Source organism: Ignavibacterium sp. (genome assembly GCF_025998815.1).
In the GTDB taxonomy this organism is placed as follows: Bacteria; Bacteroidota; Ignavibacteria; order Ignavibacteriales; family Ignavibacteriaceae; genus Ignavibacterium.
The window spans coordinates 2,693,474-2,715,398 of the sequence record NZ_AP026678.1 but is presented as its reverse complement, the minus strand read 5'-3'; the positions used below and the strand labels follow the sequence as shown (position 1 = coordinate 2,715,398).

Genomic DNA, 21,925 nt, shown 5'->3' with positions numbered 1-21,925 from the left:
CAAAACTTAAAATGCCGAAACAAAGCCAAGGTTCATTTTGCCATATTTATCAGTAAAGTTGTGTGAATATTCAGCGACCAATCTAATATTCCTTCTTAGTACATAACCGAAATGAACACCAAGTTGTTTGAGATTTAACTCTCTGAAGTCCGATTCAATCCAGTTAAAAATTGCTACGCCATACCATTTACTTGCATCTCCTTCTGGCCTGTAAATAAGCTCGCCAAAAGCACCACGGGTTTTTGCATCAGATTTATTATCCACAAACAATGCATTATCATCATTTCTTTCAATGTATTGCAAATTCAATTCTAAAGGATCGAAGGAAATAGTCGCATCGCCTCCAACCATCCAAAGTTGATTTGTATAAGTAATATCCGAAATAGTTTTTTCTTCTTTACCATAATATCCAAGTGCTCCAAGTCTTAAGTGTTCACCGGCATCCTGTGATATTCTTCCAAAAAAGTTTTTATACTTATCATCATCAAAAACATTTGAAACACCCTCTCCGATTCCATTTCCATTCACAACTTCAATTGTTAAATCAGTTCCGGATTCAAACCCGTAGTTTAGCATAATTCCTCTGTCATAAGTCAAATCAACATTAGATAAACCAGGTCTTACTTTGTAGATATAATAATCATCTCTTGTTAATCGAAGTTCTCTTTTGAATACCGGATCAGAAACCTGAAATTGTCCGATTGTAAAATCAAGTTTGCTTCCGAATAAATCATTGAACATTAACCAGGCATCTTCAATTTTTCCTGGTTCACCATTCTCAAGAATATAGTAAACATAATAAGCAACATCTTTCGTGATTGCACCACCAGAGAGGATTTTAAATAGCAGCGGTGCATTGAAATCAGATTTCTCAAGATTGCTTTGATTGTATGTAACATAACCTTCCAATCTGAAAGCTAATGGAACATCACGAATAAGAGATAACTCAGGATCACCTGTATCAAGAAAATATCGCGGTGCATCCTGATCTTTAAGAACGAAACCATTTGCAGCAAATTCTTCTGCATAAGGTTTCAATTTTGGGAATGGAGAATGACAAGTTTTGCAAGTCATATTGTATTTCCTTGCAAAAGCTGGAATAGCAAGAACTTCGCTTGCAAAGAAAACAATTACGATTAAAATCAAACCCGAAAGTGATAAAATTTTCTTCATTTCATTCCTCTTTTTTTTAAGATGTCACCTTACGACTGCCTGACAGCAATCAGACATGCCCAAGTGTGACTTTGTTAAACATATGTCAGGTTTCGACAGTCTCAACCTGACAACAACATTAATTCTTTCAGTAGTTAAAACGGCTTACAGAAAAATTACTGCAACACCGTAACATAAGTTGTATGTTCATTTACTTTTATGGTCTCGTATTCATCAGCCGGAACATTAAGAAATCTAGCGACCGAAGGAACAAGCCGTTGATAATAAAGTGTTGCTGTTACTTTCATTTTTCCGGGTGCAACATTATTCGGCAAGTTGAATGTTAATGTTTCAAGCTTTGTCTCACGTGGACCAATTCTGTAATCAGTTCCCAACGACTTTGTGTTCCATTGCTGAATGGTCATTCTTCCCTGCGGATCAAAGTAAGCCATTCTGAAAATCCGATCGCCTACGGGAACATCTCCATCTCTTCTGACTCCTTTAAAGTTAGGATCATTCTTTGCGATACTCATATCCTGATACGCAAGATCATCAGAAGCAATTGTATATTCTTCTCCCGGAAAACCTTTCTTATCAACTTTCAGATGATAAACTTTTCCGGCAGCGTCAACTGCTTCAACATGCATCCAAACAATTCTGTCTTCAACAGAACCTGAAGGAAATTTATGTCCGGTCTTTGCATTGAAAAGTGCAACTGTGAATTTAACAGCTTCACCGGGTTCTGCCTCATTCAGGTCAGGATGAATTCTCAGTTCAATTGTACCCTGAACTTTTCCCGGGTCATGTGCACCGTGAAAGAGATGTTGCTTAGCATCAGGATATTTATTTCCCATCGCAGCTGTGTAACCTTCTGCAGGTGGCATATGACAGGTTTGACACTGAACTCCTTGTTTTGAATACGGTCCTTCTTTCCATTCAAGATGTGTTGATTTTACCCAAACACCATAAGGACTTTTTTCGTTATGGCATGTTCCGCAGAATTCAGCTGTTGATAGAAAATCATTTTTCTGAATCTGATGCTCTGGTGATTCACCGGTTCCTCTTGTTCCATATTTAGTATTTCCGGGATTTAAAATGTAATTGAAGTTGTAGGGTACATCGCCTTTAAATCCTGAAATTGAATGACAAACATCGCAGGAGACACCTTCATTTGCTCTTGTTTTAAATTCAGGTCTTTTGGGTGGAACATCACCTGCAGCAAAAGCCAATGGTGAATGACAACCATTGCAGCCTGCTTTTACTTCTGCAACGACCGGATCCTTTTCAGCATGCGGAACAGCAAGCTCAAAGTATTCAATTTCATCCCAATGATGCGTAAATGCCTGTGACATCATAGCTTGTTTCCACTGCTGATAAAAATCTGCATGGCAAGCTGCACCACAATACTCCGGTGTTTTAAAGTCATCGTACTTAAATGCACCAAGTAATTCGTTTCCGGCTTTCTGCGGATAAATACTTATCACAGAAAAGGCAAGCAACAAAGAAAGAAGAAGTATTTGTCTCATAACCCACCTCTTATAATAGAAAATTATTGAGAAAATAAATTGAAAAGATTTTTTTTATCGATGAAAGTTCTATTGATGACATTTTTCATAATCCGATGCATATTAATTCCCCTGACCAATTCAAAACTAAAAAATATTTTTTTAAAAATCTTTTCTTAAAAAATAAAAAACGGAAAGCCGACTAATTATGTCGACTTTCCCGAATAAAATTAATTTCGTGATTGATTAGTTAGCAACTTTAATCTGAGGTATTCCCGTTAAACATTTATTAAAAGCAGCAAGATGACTTTCCGAAGCTGATTTTAAATTCTGATAAACACGAATTATATCCGGATTATCAACAACATTATTTAATTGATTCTCAAGATCAGTTATATCAAGTTCCTCGATTGTCTTACCAACCATAAATGCCTCATAAGCACTAACATTTCCCTGTGTAACATACTGATCATAGAGTGCCTGAAATTGTGGATCGGAGAATACTCCAACTTCATCATTTGTAATTGGATCCTCAACACCATATTTAACAAGCAATCTTTTTACTGCTTCCATATGTGCTTGTTCTGATACCTTAATGTTCATAAATACCTTGTAGTTCCAGGTATTTCCCAAAGTTGTATAAACATCTCTTGCAAGTTTCTCTTCAAGACGCATATGAATTAATCCATCTCTTTCTTCCGGCGATAAATCAAAAACTACTAATTCCGGTTGAAGTCCCTCGGTTAAGTTTGCTTTTGAAATTGTTCCTGATGTTTCAGGTGATGTGATACTGCTTTCGGTATTGCAACCGAAGAAGAACAAGAAAGAAACAGAAATCAGAATTGCCAAAAGTGATTTGAAAGTTTTCATTTTTATATCTCCTATATTTTTTGATTATTTAATTAGAATGGGACAGCCAAACTGACTGTCCCAAACCTTTGTTTGTTTATTATCTTCTTCCACCTCTTGTATAACCCTTTGGTCCGGTTCCATCACAATTGCCTGTACCTGTACCACTACCTGAGCCATATCCAGTACCATCCTTTGGACCAACTCCATTATTACCTGTACCATCACCAGAACCAAAACTGTTTCCGCCAAATTTGTTCTGATAATTTTTTCCGTTCATAAATTTCTGTCCAGTTCCATCCTGTGGTCTTACAAAGTCAGGATCTTTTCCGTTTGGAATTCCATCGCCGTCAGAATCAATAGCACGATCGTTAATTCCATCACCATTAAGATCAACAAATCCTTTTGAGTTGTTATTTCCTTTGCGGAATTTTGAGCCAGTATAATCTTCATCTCTTCCGTTTGGAATTCCATCACTATCTGCATCCGGTGCATTATCATTATAACCATCACCGTTAGCGTCAACGAATTTGTTACCGTGTTCTTTGAACTGGGACTGAGTTTGGGTTTGGGTTTTAATTTCGTTCTTCACAGTTGATTTAACCTGGTTCTGATTTTTTACCTGGTTATCCTGTGAAAAAAGATTTGAAACAGAAAAAACAACTGCAAGCACTGCTATTGCAAAAGTGCTTAAAAGATTTTTTGTTTTCATTTTACTACTCCTTTTATTTTGTTAATGAATTATTGTTTCGGATACAGTTAGCCAAAGGATGTGCCGAATAAAAGATGCGTTTTTTAATACTATAAACAGGGCTTACAATTAAGTTCGACGATGTGGGCGAGTTTAAACGACTTGTTTGTCGAAAATAAAATCTGATTGATGTAAACTTTTATAATTCTTTATTAGCATAAAATTATAAATTAAGTTTGTATATGAAATTTCAGATAAAACTACCACCGAAAGCTATCATTTCAATTTCTTCAATCATTGCTTTGGTTATGATTATCTCCTCATATGTAGAACTTAATCAAAGCAAGAAAGAAATCTTTCAGCTACTTTACGAACATTCAAGCTCACTTTTGCAATCAATTATTATCAGCAGTGAAAACACTCTTAATTCAGGATTCGAAATAGAAGATATTGTTACAGAAAGATTACTTGATAATGCAAGATTAATCAGAAAGCTTGATAGTCTGAATGCTCTTAACAAAGATGAGTTGATAAAAATTGCCGGGAAAAATAATCTTTACAGAGTGAATGTGTTCGATAAAATTGGTAATCGGGTTTTGTCTAACAGAGTTCCTGAACCAGGACACATTCACGGTGAAGAAAACATAAACAGATACGAAGAGTTGGCGCCAATTCTTAAAGGAGAAACAGAAGAATTAATAATTGGATTAAAGAAAGCCGAATTCAGTGACGAAGAACGCTATGCTGTTGCTGTTGCCAGAGTCAATAATAAAGGCGCAATAGTAGTGAATATGGATGCAAAAGATTTTCTTGAGTTCAGAAGAAGAATTGGTATTGGGGTAATTCTGCAGGGAATTTCAAATCATCACGGAATTGAATACATAATTCTTCAAGACTCATTGGGAATTTTAGCCGCAACAGAAAAAATTGATAGCGTCGAATCAATCTCTGAATCAGAATTTTTACAGAATGTAATTAAATCAGATTCCGTTTTCAGCAGGGTTATTAAATTGAATGATAATGAATTGTATGAAGTTTCAAGAAGATTTATGCTTAACGGTGATTTGGTGGGAATATATCGTGTTGGTTTATCGCTTGAAGATATCAGAAAAGTTGAAAGCAGGATGCTGAGAAGACTGATAATTATCTCACTGATACTTGCAGCGATATCAATCATAGTATTAAGCATGATTTTCACAAACCAGAATCTGAAAAGTATTTCAGATGAATATCAAAGATTTAAAACCTTTGCATCTTCGGTTCTGGAAAATATGACCGAAGCAGTGATTGTATTTGATAAGAAAGGAATAATATCATTTATTAATTTATCAGCAGAAAAACTTTTTAACATCAAATCATCCGATTACCTGAACAGAAAATTATCTGAGTTAAACAATTTGATTGAAGAAACTTTTCTTAAAAAATTATCTGCACACGATAGTAAAAGTTTTGAACTGGATATATCACTCAACAATGAAAATAAGACTCTATTCTGCAGTTTATCTGAATTGGAAGAAAATCAGAATGAATCAAAATTTATTGCGGTAATCAGAGACATCACTGATATAAAACTTCTTGAGGAAGAAGCCAGAAGAAATGAAAAACTTTCTGCAATGGGTGAATTAGCTTCCGGAGTTGCACACGAAATCAGAAATCCGATTAATGCAATTGGAATGATTGCTCAAAGACTTAATAAAGAATTTACACCAACTGAAAATCAGGATGAGTATAAAAAGATTACAGAGCTTTTGAGAAATGAAGTTAACAGAATAAATAAAATCATTACTCAGTTCCTTAACTATGCTAAACCACTTGAATTAAAAATTTCACAAATAAATTGTTCCGGATTCTTTGAGGAGATTTATCAACTTTTCATTCCGCAAGCGAATCAAAAAAATATTAAGTTCATCAAACAAGGCGATGATAATCTGATTGTAAGATTTGATGCAGATTTAATTAAGCAATCTTTGATGAACATAATTCAAAATGCATTTGATGCAGTGAATGAAAAAGGCAAAGTGCTTTTAAAATATTATCTATCCGGAAATCACTTTATAATTGAAATATCTGATAATGGAATTGGAATTACGCCGGAGCTTCAGAAAAAGATTTTTGATTTGTACTTTACAACTAAAAAAGATGGTAACGGACTTGGATTAAGCATTGCACAAAAAATTATTAATCAGCATAACGGAACAATTTCAATCAGCAGTAAAATAAACCATGGAACAACATTTAAAATTAGTTTGCCAATATGAACAAAGAATATTCGATTCTAATCATAGATGATGAAGCAGCTCAAAGAGAAATTCTTAAGGGATTTCTTGACAAGAGGGGCTTCAGAACATTTACAGCTTCATCAGGAAATGAAGGTCTTGCTTTTATAGATAAAGAACAGATTGATATAATTTTATCAGATTATAAAATGCCGGATAAAACCGGAATTGAAGTTCTTGAAGAAGCCAAAAGAATTAATCCTGAAATCAGTTTTGTTTTGATGACTGCTTATGGCACAATTGAAAATGCAGTTAAAGCAATGCGGCTTGGTGCTTATGATTATCTCTCTAAACCTGTTGACCTTGACGAACTTGAATTGCTAATCGAAAAGATAATTGAAAATAAAAATCTTAAATCCGAAGTCTCTTTTCTCAAACAACAGCTTCAGGAAAAATTTAAGATTGATTCTTTTATTTCTTCTTCACCAAAGATGCAGGAAGTGTTAAGCGTAGCTGCACGTGCTGCTGAAAGCAAAGCTACAGTTTTAATTACAGGAGAAAGCGGAAGCGGCAAAGAAGTGCTCGCGAAATCAATTCATTATATTAGTTCAAGAAAAGACAAACCATTTGTTGCGGTTAATGTTCCTGCTCTACCGGAAACTTTGTTGGAAAGTGAATTATTTGGTCACGAAAAAGGTGCATTCACAGGAGCAGATAAAGCCCGAATCGGAAGATTCGAATTGGCAAATAAAGGAACTATTTTTCTTGATGAGATTGGTGACATACCAATGAACCTTCAGGTAAAGTTACTTCGCGTTTTACAGGAACATAAGATTGAACGGCTTGGCTCAAATGAAAGTATTGAAATTGATGTTAGAGTAATTGCAGCAACACATCAGAATCTGGAGCAGAAAATTGAAGATGGAACTTTCAGAGAAGATTTATTTTACAGATTAAATGTGATTTCAATTCATATCCCTCCGTTAAGAGAAAGAAAAGAAGATGTGATGCCATTGATTGAGCATTTCATTAAAAAGTATGCTGAAGAAAATGGCAAACCCAAAATTGAAATTTCAAAAGAAGCAGTAGATTATCTGATGAAGTACAATTATCCGGGCAATGTGCGAGAACTTGAAAACATTATAGAGCGCGCTGTTGTGCTTTCTCGACAAAACATTATCACAGTTAATGATCTTCCCTCAAATGTTAAAGGATTTAAAACCGAAACTGATCCGATTCTTGATGAGAACAAAACACTTAACGAACAGGTTGAGGCACTTGAGAAAAAATTAATTTATGATGCTCTGATGAGAGCAAACGGAAATCAATCGCTTGCAGGTAGAATGCTCGGAATTACAGAGAGAAATCTGAGATATAAAATGCAGAAGTATGGAATTAAAAAATTCGGGGACTAAAAGCCATAATCAATTGAAAATGAAAAAATTGTATTCGAGTAATCATAATAAAAATCGTTCGACTTATTCCTTATATAATTAAATGTTGCAGATAAGACAAATCCACTTATAAATCTATCAAGATCGTACTCAATCCCTAATCCAAAACTAAATTGATTATCTTTTCTTAATTCGTTCAGTTCAGTTCCAAATAAATCTGCAGCAAACAAGCCATTGAAAAATCTTCCTGAATATCTCAGTTCAGAGCTAAGCTTTACATCATCTCCAAATATTTTTGTGAAGCCAATTCCAGCATCAAAACTATCGAAGGCATATAAGTCATTAAAAATTTCTTCTTCATAATAAATCAATGAATCGTTTACCACATAGCGACTCTTATCGGTAAGATTTTTTCTATATATCAAGAAAATATTTCCACCGGTATTTTCAGAAAAGGATTGAGCTATATTAAGATGAAATTTTATGAACGAACCATCATTTGCATAACCTTCAAAGTTGTACTTATCAAAATAATTTTTGTAATTAAACTCAGATGATATCATTAACGAAGTTTCGCTCTCAAAATTTGAAATCCATTTTAGGAATGCTTTATGTTCATAATTTGAGAACACACTGAAGTTCGTGTATTCATTTCGCAGAAAAATATATCCTGGCAAAATGAAATTCGTTTCTGATAATGAATGTCTGTAATTAATATAAGCTGAAATCTGTCTGAAATTATAAACTTCAAACTCATCGCGATTATTTCTAAAAGAATAGTTAACTCCGATGTTCAACGGATTATAATCTTCTGAAAAAAGATGAGTGTTAACGATTCCGACTTTATTGGAATTAAATGATTTTATTTTGTTTGTTTTGTAATCACCTAAAACACCTTCATAATAAAACTGAAGATTGTTGATTTCACTTTCAAAATTGTAAGCAGTACCGATTTGAAGATTGTTAATCAGATCAGAAGTGTTCAGATAATTGTTATAGATATTGTCATCATAAATTAACTGATAGCCGGTATAAAAATTAAACTGAGAATGAATTTCCGAATTAAGAAGAAATAAATTTATCAGAAGAAAAATTGGCAGGAGAGAATTCTTAATCATAAATTTTACTTTCCACCATGATAACCATTTTGTTGTTGTGAACCACTTCCGGAACCACTACCAGAACCAGAGCCGTGTGGACCACCAGGACCTTTCTGACTACCACTTCCTTTTCTGTTTCGCATCTTATTAAAGCTAAGTCCACTTTGACGGTTATCGCAGATTCCATCACCATCTTTATCAATGAACACATCCATCTTTGGTCTGTTAATATTTTTTCCATCTTCCGGATTTTCTTTTGAACCAACTCTTTCCTGAATTCTGTTAGTCTCTTTCTGCTGAAGTTGAATCTGATTTTGCTCACGATTCATTTCTTTGTTTCTGACTGAATCGGGTGATGTCTGCGCAAAAGCTAAACCCGATATGATAAAGAATATTATCAATAATGTTTTCATAATTGTTCCTCCTGATTTGAATTTCCCAAAGAGAGTGCCAGAGAAAAATTCACTATATCACGGATAAATCCATTCAAAATTAAAAATGTTCGACGAAAAAGATGAGTTGCGACCAAATTGACGAATGAAGCAAATTTTAATTAAAAATTAAGTTTACAAATAGCAAACAAAAGAACCCTAACATTATTTATGTTTGAAATGTAAATTCAAACAGACTTTAAGGGGAATATTTATGAAAACAATTCTTTTAATTCTCATTGGAAACAGAAAGCAGGCAGCAGTTCAGGTTCAGAAAGTTTTGACCGGATGGGGCTGTATGATTAAAACAAGATTAGGGATTCACGACGGTGTAATGGAAAATTGCAGCGACGAAGGGTTGCTGATACTTGAACTTTATGGCGACAGAAAAAAGATGGAAGAGCTTGCGCGCAAAGTATCTCTGGTTAAAGGCGTTGCTTCAAAGCTTATTGATATAAGTATTTTTGATGGCGAAAAAGTAGAAAAGAAATTAAAGGGAACAAAAAAAGTTACACGCAAGGCAACGAAACAATAAAACAAGCGCCGGGTTTTCCCGTTTCCTGGAGCCGTGATGGGCTTTGCAGTTTAATTGTGCCGTGATGTTTTTCAATTATCTCTTTAACAAATGACAAACCAAGTCCGGCTCCTTCGGTAACCATTTTTCTAATATTGCTTGCACGGAAGAAATCCTGAAAAATTTTTTCCTGCTCATCCTTTGGAATGCCCGGACCATTGTCACAGAATTCAACGAAGCAGGTTTTATCTTTATTATAAAGTTTTACTTCAACTTTTCCGTTTTCATAATTGTACTTAATTGCATTGCCAAGAAGATTTGAAAATGCAATAAGAATCAGAAACTGATCTCCCTTTATTTTACAGTATTCTTTTCTTTCATCAATAAGCTTTATCTCAACTGATTTTGACTCTGCAAATTGTGAATGTCTCCGGATTGCAGATTTTAATAAATCTATCATTTCAAACTCTTCTTCATTAACCTGATCCATAAGTTTCATCTGAGAAACTTTCAGAACAGTGTTAATCATTTCCAAAGCTTCGTCTGATCTTTTCTTTGCGCGTTTCAGTTTTTCTTCAACAGCTTCATCTAAAGGTCCGAGAAATTTTTGTAAAACCAAATCAAGATAAGAATGCATTGCATTAAGCGGAGTTTTAATTTCGTGCACAACACCAAGAATGTATTTTGTCTTTTCTTTTTCTGCCTGATTTAGTTTATCAATGTAAGAATAAAGCTGTTGTTCCTTCTGATAAAGCTGTCGCGCAATATTATTTGTAAGCACAACTGTTATCAGAATAACCATAGCAAAAACTATGTTCACAGATAACACATAATTAAAATCCTGATGTAAGTGAAAAGGAATAAACCCCTTGATATGTTGATGGTCAAATAATCCATAATACTCACCAACTGTAATTCCCCAAAAAACGAAAAGAACAGCAAATGCAAATGAATAAACAATTATGCCGGGAAGAATCAGACTTCCAACTATCATATGAAATATCAGGAAGAAAATTAGCGGGGACTCAACTCCACCCGAGTAATAAATGAGTATCAGAAGCATTGACAAATCAAGTATCATCTGTACGATGGAAAGATGAAGCGGATTGAATGATTCTGATTCGTGTTTGAGAAATTTTCTTATATAATGAAGTGTGATATTATATAAAAGAATGAATGCAGTACAATATTGAAGAGAAGAAATCTGATCATCGCTTAGTTCAATTGAAAGAAAAAATTTATAAGAGACCATAAACAAAGCAAGAATCACCACCGTAGCATAACGCAGTTTTATGAACCAGAGATTCCGCCGTCTTATCGACAGCCAGAACTCTTCATCGTGAACAGCCCAATCAGGAATAAGTTTAATCATTCTCCCCTACAGTAAATTAAAAAAGAACATAAACTTAATAGTGTATCAATCTTTTTTAAGAAATTTTTATATTATTTATTTCTTCCTTATGAATTAAACGATGACCTTCGAATACTGTAAGTATTTCTATTCTTCTCTTTTTTAACAAATAAACAATTCTGTAATTTTTATATAATAATTCTCTGATAACTTTAATTGAAAACTCAGGAACTATTCGTCCTCTTTCAGGATTTTTGGACAAACTTTCAGCAAGAGTAATAAGCTTATCAATTAATTTTTCCGCAGCGATAGGATTATCTTTCATAATAAATAATTTGATTTCATTTAATCGCTCTACTGCTTCTTTTGTCCAATAAACTTTCATTTAATTAAAAGAGCTATTTTCTGATTAAAGCTTTTAGCTCAGTACTGGATATAACATCACCTTTCTCAGCATCAGATAATCCACGGGCAACAGATTCGATAAATTCTTTAGTCTTCCTGAGCTCATCAAACTCGGCAGGAGATAATAAAACTCCTGCCGGTCTACCGTTTTGCGTAATTACTAAAGTATTTCCTTTGTTCTGAATTTCTTTAAGAAAAAAAGCTAATTTCGATTTGAACTCGCCAACAGGAATTATATCATTAGATATATTTATGTTTTTCATAACAGCTCCGTATTTTGTCTTTTTACGGACTTAATATAGCACATTATTCCAACTTAATCAATTTATAAAAAATTAAAGCTGTTAAGATCAACAATGATTTCCAACCTATCCTTATTGATCGAAAAACTTGACAAGTTCCGCGCTATACAAGTTTATCTACGCTATATACTTACCTCTTTTTACATAATGAGTATGAAGCAGTTTATGAGATTTATGTCCGCAAGGTCCATCAGTTAAGAATAAATCATATAACTCTGTTATATGTCTGTTTTCGTGAGACTTTCTTACAGGCAATGATTTATCTTCATTATAAATTGCTTCGGCTCTCTTCTTTCTTATTTCTTCATTAGTCGGAATTGGTTGTCCACCACCTCCCAAGCAACCACCGGGACAAGCCATAAATTCTATGAAATGACATTCGCTGAACTTACCACCAGCTTTAATATCTTCCATTACTTTCTTTGCATTTGCTGTTCCGTGACACACTGCAATTTTAAGTGTTGCACCTTTAAGCCAATTCCAGTCAGGGACTAAGTGCTGCAAAAGTTTTGGGACCGGACCAACTTCAGTAATTGGAATTTCGGCATAACGAATTCCTTCAAATCCGCGCACAGGAGTAATGTCTGCATTTGCATAAACATCTTCAACTCTTTTCCCTGTTACAAATTCTATCACAGACCTTAGGGCAGCTTCCATCACTCCGCCCGTTGCACCAAAAATTAATCCTGCACCTGAAGCTTCACCAAAAGGATCATCAAAATGTGATTGAGGCATTTCCGGCAAAAAGATTCCTGCTTCTTTTATCATCTGTGCAAGTTCTCTTGTTGTTAAACCATAATCAACATCTTTGTATCCACTTGAATTCATCTCAGGTCTGTTGCATTCAAATTTCTTTGCAGAGCAAGGCATTAGTGCAACTGACACAATATTAGCAGGATCAATTCCGGTTTTCTCTGCATAGAAAGTCTTTATCAATGCACCGAACATTTGCTGTGGAGACTTCGCAGAGCTCAGATTATCAATGTATTCCGGATAAAAATGTTCAAGATATTTTACCCAACCTGGTGAACAGGATGTAAACTGAGGAAGAGCAACTTTTTCTTTTTTCACAAGAGCTTTGTACAGACGAAGAATAAGTTCTGTGCCTTCTTCAATAATTGTTAAATCAGCGGTGAAGTTTGTATCAAATACTTTGTCAAATCCGATTCTTCGCAAAGCAGTATTTAACTCACCTGTAAATGATTTACCGGGACCTTGTCCAAACTCTTCACCGATTGCTGCACGAGGAGACGGAGCTGTTTGGATAACTACATGTTTTGTCGGGTCATCAATTGCAGCCCAAATTTCATCTCTCGGATCGTTTGCCCGCAATGCACCTGTGGGACAACGATTGATACACTGACCACAATTTATACAGATTACTTCAGCAAGAGGTTTTTCCAAAAATGTTCCTATGTGAGTTCTGTGTCCTCGATCTATTGCTTCCAGTACACCAACTTCCTGAAGATCAATACATGTTCTTACGCATCTTTTACAGAGCACACATTTATCCATATCTCTGACAACAGAGTATGATGAATTATCAACTTCAAATCTTGGTTGAGTAACATGACCAAAGTTATAATGATCAACACCGTACTCTTTTGCAAGTGATTGTAGCTCACAATTATTATTTCTGAAGCATGAATAACATTCGCCATAATGTTCACTGATTAATAAATCAATGATATGCTTTCTTGCTTTGCGAACTGCGTTTGTTGTTGTTTTAATTTTTATCGGTGCAGTTATCGGAAATGCACACGAAGCCTGAAGCGTTCTCATTCCTTCAACTTCAACAACACAAACACGACAAACACCTGCGACACATAAATCTTCGTGATGACAGAGCGTTGGAATATGAATCTGTGCCTGTTTACAAGCCTCAAGTATTGTTGTACCGAAAGGAACAGTTATTTTCTTTTCATTAATTTCAACAGTAATGCTTCCACCTAAATACTCAGGATGTTCCGGCTTTGGAATTACATGCGGTTTCTGACTAACAGGTGCGCGTAATGATTTTTTATCTTCCATTTCTACCTCCGTTACCGCGATTGAAAATTTCATCTTTAAAGTTTTCTAAAATTGAAATGAATGGATTCGGGCTTGACTGACCCAATCCACATTTTGAAGCAAGCTGCATCGTTCTTCCGAGATCTTTCAGTTTGTTAATGTGAGCAAAAGTGTAGTTACCCTTTTCAATCATTTCAACTCCTTCAAGCAGCTTAACATTTCCGATTCTGCAAGGCGTGCATTGACCGCATGATTCATCAACAAAAAATTCCATAAAGTTTTTGAGAACTTTCAGCATATCTCTGCTTTCGTTAAAAATCATCACAGAGCCACCTGTTGGAATATCTTCATAAGCAAGTGTTCTGTCGAATTGGGATTTGGGTATGCAATGACCGGAAGCTCCGCCAATCTGAACAGCTTTTGCATTTTTAGCTCCAACCAATTCAAGTAACTCAGATACTTTTGTTCCCCACGGAAGTTCATAAACACCAGGTCGTTCACAATCGCCCGAGACAGAAAATAATTTTGAACCTGATGATTTATCAGTTCCGTATTTTGCGAACCACTTTCCGCCTTTAACTACAATGTGTGAAACTGCCGCAAGTGTTTCAACATTATTAACAGAAGTTGGTCTTCCGAGAAATCCGGTATTAATAGGATAAGGTGGACGATTTCTTGGTTCGCCGCGATGACCTTCAAGTGATTCAATCAATGCTGTTTCTTCACCGCATACATAAGCACCTGAACCTAGAACAATTTCAATATCAAAATCAAATCCTTCTTTACGAAGAATATTTTTTCCGAGAAGATTATCTTTTCTCATTCCTTCGAGATAATCTTCAAGCGGTTTCAATAGATATTCATACTCACCACGTAGATAAACGATACCAAGCTGAGCTCCGATTGTATAACCGCCTACAACCATTCCATCAAAAACAAGCTCAGGATATTCCATCAATAAAACTCTGTCTTTGAATGTTCCGGGTTCGCCTTCATCTGCATTACAAATGATAAATTTCTTTTCAGCTTTTGCTGCTGCAGTTAACATCCATTTTGTTGATGTGGGAAATCCCGCTCCGCCTCTTCCTTTTAATTTTGAATCTTTCAATTCAAACAAAATATCTTCGCGGGACATTGATAAAGCTTTTCTTATTGCGTCGCCTCTTTTATACTCTGAGAAAATTACCGGACCTTTGCGGTCTTTTTTCTCACCAAGTTTTACTTCTAAATGATTCTGCATATTCACCTCACTTTACCTTTGCCAAAAGTTCAACTGCTTTTTCCGGAGTCAGATTAACAAAAACCTGATCGTTAATTGCCATCGCAGGTCCCATATCACACAGTCCAAGACAGTTAGCATATTCAACAGTGAATTTATTGTCTTTGGTTGTTTCGCCGATTTTAATTCCAAGTTCTCTTTCGATTGCTTCAACAACCTGTTTCTTTCCTTTCATATCACAGGAAATTGTCTGACAAATTCTTACAAGATTTCTGCCTTTTGGATTTGTGTTAAGGAAAGCAAAGAAAGATATAACGCTGTAAACTTCTACAGGATGAATATTAAGTAATCGTGCAACTTCCTGCTGAGCAAATTCAGAAATGTGTCTGTGTTTCTTCTGAATTTCATGAAGAATCATCAGAAGTGCCGAACGATCATTCCCATATTTTTCTACATAGCTCTCTATCTCTTCGGAGAGAGCGTTTTTTTCTACAACTAACATTTCACTCTACTCCTTTGATTGAATTGCTAATAGTTTTTCAACTTTGTCAATTAAAGTCTCAGGAGAGATAGGTTTCTCAACAAAATCATCAACAGGAATCATTTCACCGGCAGCAAATTCCAATCCCAAAGTTTTTGAAACGGATGTGTACATTATAATCGGAGTTTCTAATTTTTCTCTCCTTAATTTTTGAGCAAGGAAAAAACCATCATCAGGTTCGTTCATCATTACATCAAGAATGATGAGATCGGGATTTTGCTCTTTGATTATTTTGTAACCATCATCAGGATTTGTGGCTGTGATTACTTCATATCCTTTTGATTGCAGAACAAGACTGCTTGCATCAAGGATATCAGGATCATCATCTATGATAGCTATTTTAGCCATAAGTAATTCCCCTATGTGTAAAGTGGATAGATAGAAATTATTTACTTTTATCAACTCGCTTTTAAGCACAACTGCAAAGGCATGTTAAATGCCACTTTACTCCTCAGTAAAAAATTATTTTAACGCAAATAGTGACAGATAGAAATGCAGAGCCAATTATTTTTTCTTATTAGTAAGAAGTTTTATTTCTCAAACTCAAAGAAGTCATAACAAATATCAGATATTGCTAAATGCGAAATGATGAAGTTTAATCGGACAGGATTAACAGTTCCGGATAAGAACATGAATTTAGTAAGTGAATGCCTAACTTCGGTAGATAAAATGAATGCCTACCTTCGGTAGGTAAAGTTGAATGATTGTCTGACTTTGGTAAGTGAAGTTTAATATTCGAATATAAGAGAATTTTTGTTTGCTAGATGTATAGAGTATGTTCGGCAAAAAATTCTTTATACTAAATTTCGGGAAATAAAATCAATTATCACTTCAATCAATTAATTTCTTTGGATAAATAACTTCCTTACTTCAGTAACATAATTTTTTTTACTACTCTTGAATTAGTATAGCTTACTGAAACCAGATAAACTCCGGAGCTTAAATTATCAGATGTAAATTTATAATAATTTTTTCCTGCTGAAAGATTTTTTAACTCATCGTATTTAACTCTATTACCAAGTATATCGAATACTTCGATAGTAACATCTCCGCTATAAGGAAGATTGAATTGAAGTTTTGTCTGATTGTTAAAAGGATTTGGATAATTTTGAAAAACTTCAAAGTTAGTTGGAATATCATTTCCCTCTTCAACAGAAACCAAGTCTCTATTTACTATTGAAAAAGCGATATCAGGATTTACTGTTAACGAATTAAGTGTTAATGTGCTATCACTTCCAACAACCTGGTTAAAGCTCTGAAGTTCATCGCCTGTATTTGTATTGTAAATAATAACACGGTAATTGCCGGGAATTAATTTTCTGATAATGTAATTACTTATCTGTTGCGCAGGCATTCCGTTGTTGAGAACATATCTCCAATAAAAATTTTTATGAGATGAATAATAGTAAACCTGATTTCCACTTTCTTCTGCAATTCCCCATCCACGAACATCAGCATTAGAAATCTGAACATCAGCATCTTTAAAGTGATATCTGTTAAACGGAATTTTTTTGAAGAATGTTGAAACAGGTTTATAGACGTGGTATAAGTTGTTGTTTCTTAAATTGTCAGGATTCCAGAATAATCCACTAACTCCGCCATCATTCAGATGTCCCCACAAATAACCCCTTAACCAAATTCCTTGAGTATCAAGTGCAAGATCAGGATCGGGTGCCTGGTCTCCCGGCATATCAAAATCTGTTTCGCCTATAATTACTGGTTTATTTCTGAGTGGATCATTTCCAATATGTTTTGAATAAATGTAAGCAAGTGCAGCAGGATCATTTTTCATCTGCTCACGGTTATAAGTTTGTCCCGCAAATGTGCCATTATTTAAAAATCCTGTTGTCATTGCATAAGCGTGAACATCTCCGTAATCACTGTTTGATGAACTCCAGTATTCCGGAACCCACATTGCCCAAAATGAAGTTGTGGTTAATTTCTGATAAGGTGAATGAGTATTGAAGTAATCAGAAAAATCATTGACAAGCTCAAAATAACTTCCTGGTGCACCTTCGTTAACAAGCTCAAAAGAATGGATTGCATCAGAATAACCCCAACGAGCGATAATGTTTCGCCAATAATATTCGTAAAGTCTTCTGAGTTTGCTTCCAGCAGGCGCATCAAAACTTCCGTTGTAGTTGCTCGGATATCCACCTGGATCTATATGATTGAGTATATAGTCGTCTTTTTCGAATATCACAACTTTGAAATGGACATTTTTATTTGTCGCTTTGTCAACAAAGTAATCAAAGTATCTTGGTTTAATAGGGTCGAGGTAGTAATGAGGATTAGCACTCCATTTACTCATAATATTTTCTGAAAGACTGCCATCAGGAAAAACTTCCTGCAAAAGAATCATATCAATATAAGCTTCACCAGTTACATCGCCTTCAAGCACTGCATAGAGAAATGGCAATTCAGTTTCATTACCTGAAGAAGTATAGTTTGCAACTCCGATTATCCAGTCTGTTGATCCTTTAACAGGTCCATATACTCTGTTGCCAACATTTAAATTAACAATATCAGTTCCTGCCCAGCCGGAAATTTTAAGCGAGAATCCTCCATTATTCCCAACAACATTTTCAAGTTTATATCTAATTGTAATTCTGTAATTGGTATTTGGTTTAATGTTCGTTCCACCATCATAAAAACCTCTGAAAACTGCTGGAGTATTCAGATCATTAATCGCCGGTGATGCAATACGAATACTAAAATCACCATTCTTGTATCTTCTGTTGAATCGGTACAACGGTGGATTCATATAACCATTGTTTGTCATCTGATGATGAGAAGTCCAGGCACACCAGGGATCAGAAAATTGAGAAATAGAGCTTAACCAGATTCGCAAAAGATTAATTCCGTTTTGTGAGTATGTATTTACTTTGAAATCCATTTTCTGAGGAGTATCGGTTCCATCATTAAAACCCAATCCAAGAAATGAAGAGCCCGTTGAATATTCAAAATATTTATTATTCTGTTCACTTACTTTAAGATATCCTTTGTTTTCAGATTGAACTACATTGATATTTCCAAGCGAATAAGTTTTTGTCCCCAAACTGTCAGTTGCAACCAGAGTAACAGAATATTGTCCCGGTTCATCGAAAGAAGCTCTTACTTTCCAGACATATCTTCCGGTAGGAAGAAGATAATTGTTAAATCTTTGATAAGGCATATCATAGAATGCAGGAAATGTGATTACTTTATTGCCTTTTGTAAAAATACAATCAACTGTTACACCTTTTCCTGTATTCAGATTCGAAGGTAGATTTTCTTCGTAAGGGAACCAATAATTATCTGCCACGGAATTCAAATCAAATTCTATTTCCAGCTTCTCAAAAGTTCCAACCTGATTTGATGAGAAGATTACATTGCCGAGAATTGGTCCGTCATAATTTGCTGGTTTTCTGTAAACGGTAAATTCTTTTTTATAAAAAATATTATTCGGAAGCTTTGCTTGTAGAATGATTTCATTCTTACCAAATCTTAGAGGAAGATTAAAAGAAAAATTATTTCCGTTGAGTAATGGATTCCCGCTTTGATGATTTTTTTCATTGAACCAGAGAAATTCATTCGGTGGAGAAGAGAGTGTCCCCTGAATATTCAAGGAAGGTTGGTCAGTTTCAAAATAATCTCCCTGAAATGGGGAGGTAAGCTGAATGACAAAGTTTTGCGAACCTGATACAGTAACATATTCTGTTGCAGATACAATTCCTCCATCATCATCTCTCAGAAATCCTGTTATAGAATGATTTCCCGGCGAATAGAAAATATGTGTTGCTTGTTCACCTTCGTAAAAAGATCCATCGCTTGTCTGGAAATAAAATCCTTCAACTACGCCATCAATATCATAACCTGCAATGCTCATATTAACAGTCAGAGGTGCACTTCCGGAATTTGGACTAACTGAAAAGTTTGTTAGTACCGGATTGAGATTAGTTTGATTCTTTACAAACAGCTTTACTTCATCAATGTTGAAAGAAGCATTCCATCCATTACCACCAAAAAATCCTATCTGCAATCTAACCAAAGATGAAGGTCCCGAATTAAAGTGAATTGCAAATTGTATCCACTGATTTCTTGGTCTGTTTTCCGGGGAAATGAAAATTGAGCTACCGAGTGAATTCCAATTATTGTCAAGAACTTCACATAACGCTCCACCCCAATCACTTCCGGTAAAATTATTTTGCAGATAAATCCAGAATGTAACTTTGTACTCGGTGTTCTGCTGAACATTTATTATTTGGTCAATCATTCCCTGTGCATTGGTAAATCTTGCTGAATAGTTACCTGAATATTTTATTGAACCATCAAGTATTGCCGATGAACTCCAACCATTAAAACCATTTTCAAATCCGCCATTAACCAGAAGATTTTGCGGTGGTGTTTGTGGTAATACTGAGATGACAATTGATATTACAACTAAAAATATCTTGGTTATGCTTTTCATTTTAACAAAACTGACTTAATTGTTTTGGTTATAGTTTTTCCTGAGTTCAGATTTTCAGAATAAATTGCAATCAAATAAACCCCAGAAGAAATATTCTTTGGTGACCATTTGAATGAGTACTCACCTGCAGTAATTATTTTCTCTTCAGATATAGTGTCAACAAGTTCGCCAACAACAGAATATACTTTCAAACTAACTTTCGAAATTTCAGGCACTGTAATTCGAATGATAGTTTGCGGATTAAATGGATTAGGGTAAACAGGATATACAAAAAATTCTTTCGGGATATATTTATCATCAATGCCTACAAGTGTTGTGTTGAACTGAACCTGATTAGAAATCTCTGATATATTACCAAAATCGTCAGATGATTTTACCGCTATATAATAAACAGAATCATTGCCCAGAGCAGGGATTCTTAAAGTATCAACTTCGCCGGCAGCTTTAACAGATTTATTAAATGGAATTTCAGGATACTGATTCCACTGACTATTGTTTATTGGTGAATTGGAATATTTGAAATAATAATTAAATGGTCTTCCCAGCAATCCATTATCCGAAGGAGTGGTCCAGATCAGATATCCTGTTGAATCAATATATTCAACTCTCAAGTCAGTAATTGCAGAAGGTGGAATTGAATCGTTAAAACTTCTAACATCAACCCAATCAGTTTGTCCATAAAGCTCAATTGCATCAACAAGCATTTCGAGCCAGTGAGAATCACCAATACAATATGGAGCACTTCTGGTGTAAAGTGAAAACTGATTTGCATTTCTTTTAACTATCCATCTTTCAATTGGTGAAGCCATTCCACAAACTTCTGATGGTAAACCGACAGATTCATCTCCTGTCCATCTTGACCAGTAAGGAACAGATCTAACCCACCATAATGGAAATTTATTTATTTCGTTTTGATGATGCTGAAGAACTTGTTGCTGATAAAAGTCGTCAAGAAATCTGCATATTTCTGGCGAGATGTTCAGATAAATCCAGCCCATAAAAATTAAATCTCTTGCTCTGTCCGTATCATAAGGATAAGGCGCATCCCAACCACTGAACCCATTATAAGCAAAATTCATTGATGATTGAATAAGTCCTGTAAATGTCAGATAACTATTTATATGATTTGTAACTGTCTGAAGCATTTGGTTATCATTCATTATCTGAGCCATTCTTGCTACTGCAACTGCAGCACTTAATCCACTCAGTAAATTTAATTCCCGATTACTGTGCTGATTATAATACTGCTTTATGTTACTCCAATTTTCCTGAATAATTGCAAAATCTTTTGAGTTATACGCATAAAGCCATATGCCATAAAGAACATGTAAAACCGGTCTGTTGTCCAGCGAAGACATATTATCATATCCCCAAATTTGGTCAAGCTGATGATATTCTCTTCGCTTTCCTTCTGTTCTGCTAAGAATAGGATCATTACGTCCCCACGGAGTTGAGATTGGATTTGATAGTTCCTGCCGGATATAATTTCCTACTTGCTGCCTCTGAGCAGGAGTTAGGTGTTTATATGCTTTGGCAAGTGTTGTTATTACTCTTGCTGGTTCGAGATAACTGAAATATGTTTCCCAGATTATATCTCCAAAATAAACCCGAAGTGGTGCCAGAGCATTGTATCTCAGAAGCGTATCAACTTCCTTGCGAAGTTCGTTTATCATTTCAGAAGGTGCATTCACATTATAGGTAACAGGTGTTTCCCAGATATACTTTGCTCTGTTCTGGGCAAATATTGAAATCGAGATAAAAACTATTATTAAAACTATCCTGCTTTTCATATCAA

The 21,925-nt window shown here is 35.0% G+C and carries 18 protein-coding genes; 3 read left to right on the top strand and 15 right to left on the bottom strand.

All coding sequences use genetic code 11. The features are described 5' to 3' along the window. Nucleotides 1-6: 6 nt before the first annotated feature. The 4 genes from Q0X14_RS11770 to Q0X14_RS11755 form a co-directional block, all read right to left on the bottom strand. Complete coding sequence (locus Q0X14_RS11770) at nt 7-1,173, bottom strand: hypothetical protein (RefSeq protein WP_297838745.1); 1,167 nt, start codon at nt 1,171-1,173, stop codon at nt 7-9. A gap of 155 nt (nt 1,174-1,328) precedes the next feature. Further along, entirely contained in the window at nt 1,329-2,678 is a 1,350-nt protein-coding gene (locus Q0X14_RS11765) for a multiheme c-type cytochrome (RefSeq protein WP_297838743.1), read from the bottom strand. 225 nt (nt 2,679-2,903) lie between these two features. After that, on the bottom strand, nt 2,904-3,527 hold the full coding sequence (locus Q0X14_RS11760; protein ID WP_297838741.1) for a DUF2202 domain-containing protein: 624 nt from the start codon (nt 3,525-3,527) through the stop codon (nt 2,904-2,906). Between the two features lie 79 nt (nt 3,528-3,606). Then, complete coding sequence (locus tag Q0X14_RS11755; RefSeq protein WP_297838739.1) at nt 3,607-4,218, bottom strand: hypothetical protein; 612 nt, start codon at nt 4,216-4,218, stop codon at nt 3,607-3,609. A 221-nt stretch (nt 4,219-4,439) separates the two neighbouring features. On the opposite strand from Q0X14_RS11755, the gene Q0X14_RS11750 reads away from it, so the two are divergent. Together Q0X14_RS11750 and Q0X14_RS11745 are read left to right on the top strand one after the other, a co-directional pair. Then, nucleotides 4,440-6,455 carry an ATP-binding protein gene (locus Q0X14_RS11750; protein WP_297838737.1) on the top strand — a complete coding sequence of 672 codons (2,016 nt, stop codon included), beginning with the start codon at nt 4,440-4,442 and terminating at the stop codon, nt 6,453-6,455. Next, on the top strand, nt 6,452-7,828 hold the full coding sequence (locus Q0X14_RS11745) for a sigma-54 dependent transcriptional regulator (protein WP_297838734.1): 1,377 nt from the start codon (nt 6,452-6,454) through the stop codon (nt 7,826-7,828). Before Q0X14_RS11750 ends, Q0X14_RS11745 begins: the two co-directional genes overlap by 4 nt. Here the strand turns inward: Q0X14_RS11745 and Q0X14_RS11740 are convergent. Continuing rightward, the gene (locus Q0X14_RS11740) at nt 7,825-8,925 is read right to left on the bottom strand and encodes a hypothetical protein (protein WP_297838732.1); all 1,101 of its coding nucleotides are present in this window, start codon (nt 8,923-8,925) and stop codon (nt 7,825-7,827) included. The genes Q0X14_RS11745 and Q0X14_RS11740 overlap by 4 nt on opposite strands. A gap of 5 nt (nt 8,926-8,930) precedes the next feature. After that, a complete protein-coding gene (locus tag Q0X14_RS11735; RefSeq protein WP_297838729.1) occupies nt 8,931-9,320 on the bottom strand; it encodes a hypothetical protein in 390 nt (129 codons plus the stop codon). Between the two features lie 232 nt (nt 9,321-9,552). Between Q0X14_RS11735 and Q0X14_RS11730 the strand changes: the two genes are divergently transcribed. Then, nucleotides 9,553-9,873: a hypothetical protein gene (locus tag Q0X14_RS11730; RefSeq protein ID WP_297838727.1), complete on the top strand. Its 321-nt coding sequence runs from the start codon at nt 9,553-9,555 to the stop codon at nt 9,871-9,873. Here the strand turns inward: Q0X14_RS11730 and Q0X14_RS11725 are convergent. The 9 genes from Q0X14_RS11725 to Q0X14_RS11685 form a co-directional block, all read right to left on the bottom strand. Then, nucleotides 9,848-11,224, bottom strand: a complete 1,377-nt coding sequence (locus tag Q0X14_RS11725; protein ID WP_297838724.1) for a HAMP domain-containing sensor histidine kinase — start codon at nt 11,222-11,224, stop codon at nt 9,848-9,850. The two genes, Q0X14_RS11730 and Q0X14_RS11725, sit on opposite strands and share 26 nt — an antisense overlap. Nucleotides 11,225-11,279: 55 nt before the next feature. Next, a complete protein-coding gene (locus tag Q0X14_RS11720) occupies nt 11,280-11,588 on the bottom strand; it encodes a type II toxin-antitoxin system RelE/ParE family toxin (RefSeq protein WP_297838721.1) in 309 nt (102 codons plus the stop codon). Between the two features lie 13 nt (nt 11,589-11,601). Further along, nucleotides 11,602-11,871, bottom strand: a complete 270-nt coding sequence (locus tag Q0X14_RS11715; RefSeq protein WP_297838719.1) for a type II toxin-antitoxin system Phd/YefM family antitoxin — start codon at nt 11,869-11,871, stop codon at nt 11,602-11,604. 156 nt (nt 11,872-12,027) lie between these two features. Beyond that, nucleotides 12,028-13,941 carry an NADH-dependent [FeFe] hydrogenase, group A6 gene (locus tag Q0X14_RS11710; RefSeq protein ID WP_297838717.1) on the bottom strand — a complete coding sequence of 638 codons (1,914 nt, stop codon included), beginning with the start codon at nt 13,939-13,941 and terminating at the stop codon, nt 12,028-12,030. Further along, nucleotides 13,931-15,160 (bottom strand): NADH-ubiquinone oxidoreductase-F iron-sulfur binding region domain-containing protein, encoded by a 1,230-nt coding sequence (locus tag Q0X14_RS11705; RefSeq protein ID WP_297838715.1) that lies wholly within the window; start codon nt 15,158-15,160, stop codon nt 13,931-13,933. The genes Q0X14_RS11710 and Q0X14_RS11705 overlap by 11 nt, the downstream gene beginning before the upstream one ends. Before the next feature lie 7 nt (nt 15,161-15,167). Continuing rightward, entirely contained in the window at nt 15,168-15,641 is a 474-nt protein-coding gene (locus Q0X14_RS11700) for an NAD(P)H-dependent oxidoreductase subunit E (RefSeq protein WP_290659921.1), read from the bottom strand. A gap of 6 nt (nt 15,642-15,647) precedes the next feature. Continuing rightward, on the bottom strand, nt 15,648-16,028 hold the full coding sequence (locus Q0X14_RS11695) for a response regulator (protein ID WP_297838708.1): 381 nt from the start codon (nt 16,026-16,028) through the stop codon (nt 15,648-15,650). A gap of 517 nt (nt 16,029-16,545) precedes the next feature. Further along, nucleotides 16,546-20,130, bottom strand: a complete 3,585-nt coding sequence (locus Q0X14_RS11690; protein WP_297838705.1) for a T9SS type A sorting domain-containing protein — start codon at nt 20,128-20,130, stop codon at nt 16,546-16,548. Continuing rightward, nucleotides 20,127-21,920: a T9SS type A sorting domain-containing protein gene (locus Q0X14_RS11685; protein ID WP_297838703.1), complete on the bottom strand. Its 1,794-nt coding sequence runs from the start codon at nt 21,918-21,920 to the stop codon at nt 20,127-20,129. Before Q0X14_RS11685 ends, Q0X14_RS11690 begins: the two co-directional genes overlap by 4 nt. Nucleotides 21,921-21,925 lie beyond the last annotated feature (5 nt).